Source organism: Moorena sp. SIO4A1 (genome assembly GCF_010672065.1).
Classification (GTDB): domain Bacteria; phylum Cyanobacteriota; class Cyanobacteriia; order Cyanobacteriales; family Coleofasciculaceae; genus Moorena.
This window is the reverse complement of sequence record NZ_JAAHHX010000615.1, coordinates 1-1581: the sequence shown is the minus strand read 5'-3', so window position 1 is coordinate 1581 and position 1581 is coordinate 1. Positions and strand designations below refer to the sequence as shown.

The following is a 1581-nucleotide window of genomic DNA, read 5'->3' as shown; positions in this document are numbered from 1 at the left end:
TCAATTGTTACAACCAGCGCTCCAAGAGCTGAGCCAATCCGGATGGCGAGATCAACTAGAGTTAGTTATTTTTGGTGACTCTCGGCCAGACAATCCACCTGAGTTTGGTTTTAACGCTCACTACTTAGGGACATTCAGCGATGATCTCTCCCTAGCGCTAGTTTATGGAGCAGCAGATGTATTTGTTTGCCCTTCCCTTCAAGATAACTTGCCCAACACAGTGATGGAAGCGATCGCATGTGGAACTCCTTGCGTCGCCTTCAACATTGGCGGGATGCCCGATCTGATTGAGCACCAGAAAAACGGCTATTTAGCCCAACCTTACCAAATTGAAGCTCTAGCTCAAGGAATTGCTTGGGTGCTAGAGAACACAGAACGACATCAGAAACTATCCTACCGCGCCCGCGAAAAAGTAGAAAAAGAATTTACCTTAGAAATTCAAGCAAGACGCTACTTATCCCTTTTTACTGAAATTTTATCCGGAGTATAACTATCATTACTAGAAAATATAGTATCACTGATATAACTAGGGTTATATAACTCTCAATACTAGATAATTCATGATAAATTTAAAAAGGTTATCTACTAATCAGTTAATAACTTTTTTTTTAATAAAATTAGAACCATTTTTGATTGGAATATGCTTATTTTCCGGCATGTTTCTTGATTTTCCAGGTCCTCTACTTAAGCTTTTAAAAGTTGGTAGCTATCTAATCTTGTTTTTTTTAATTCTTTGGCGATGGAAAAGATTTGCCTATGTTTTTACAAGGGATATACCGTTACTATGCTTAGTAGGGACTGCTGTGTGGTCGGTTGGATGGTCTGCGGTTCCCGGTATTCCAGAATTACTTAGAGCCGTCTTACGTGCAACTGCCCTCGGAGCATACTTAGCAGTTCGCTATAACCCTAAGGAGCAAATGCGTCTGGTGGCATGGGTGCTAGGTATAGTGGCGATTTTAAGCTTATTGGTCACTTTAGCTCATGGCTTAGGGGACGCTCCCGCTCAGGGTATCTTTAGGCATAAAAATCATTTAGCTCGTCTGATGACCCTAAATGCCATAATTTCGTTATTGAGCATCCTCAACCATCGGAAATATCGCTGGGTAGGGTGGGTGGGATTTAGCTTATCTGTTTTGATGCTACTACTTTCTCAGGGAAAATCAGCATTGCTAATCTTTTTAGTTATGATTACCCTGCTGCCCCTTCACAACTTTGTAAAACAGCACTATAAGTTACAAACTGTTCTTTACATGGTCTCAGCCCTCCTGGCTTTTGTGGCATCGATAGTAATTTTATGGAACCTGGAATTCATACTAGTTGATATTCTAGGCAAAGATCTACAATTGAATGGGCGTTTACCGATTTGGACTTTAGTATTTGATAAAATTTTAGAACGACCTTGGCTAGGTTACGGTTTTGAAGGATTCTGGTCTTCCGACGCTGGCTACTCTGTCATCAACTCTACATGGCTTGCCCATGGAGGATATGGTAATGCTCATAGTGGTTATCTTGAGTTAGCTCTGCAACTTGGATTTTTAGGTATTTTCCTTTTTGTGCTTAGTTTATTGATCGCCTTATTTA

Annotated in this window: 2 protein-coding genes; both read left to right on the top strand. The window is 40.6% G+C overall.

Annotated elements, in window-relative coordinates; translation table 11 throughout:
- Positions 1-490: glycosyltransferase (locus tag F6K53_RS41220; RefSeq protein ID WP_293086108.1), on the top strand; the 490-nt coding region annotated here is incomplete at its 5' end.
- Positions 491-560: 70 nt separating this feature from the next.
- Positions 561-1581: O-antigen ligase family protein (locus F6K53_RS41215; RefSeq protein WP_293086104.1), on the top strand; the 1021-nt coding region annotated here is incomplete at its 3' end.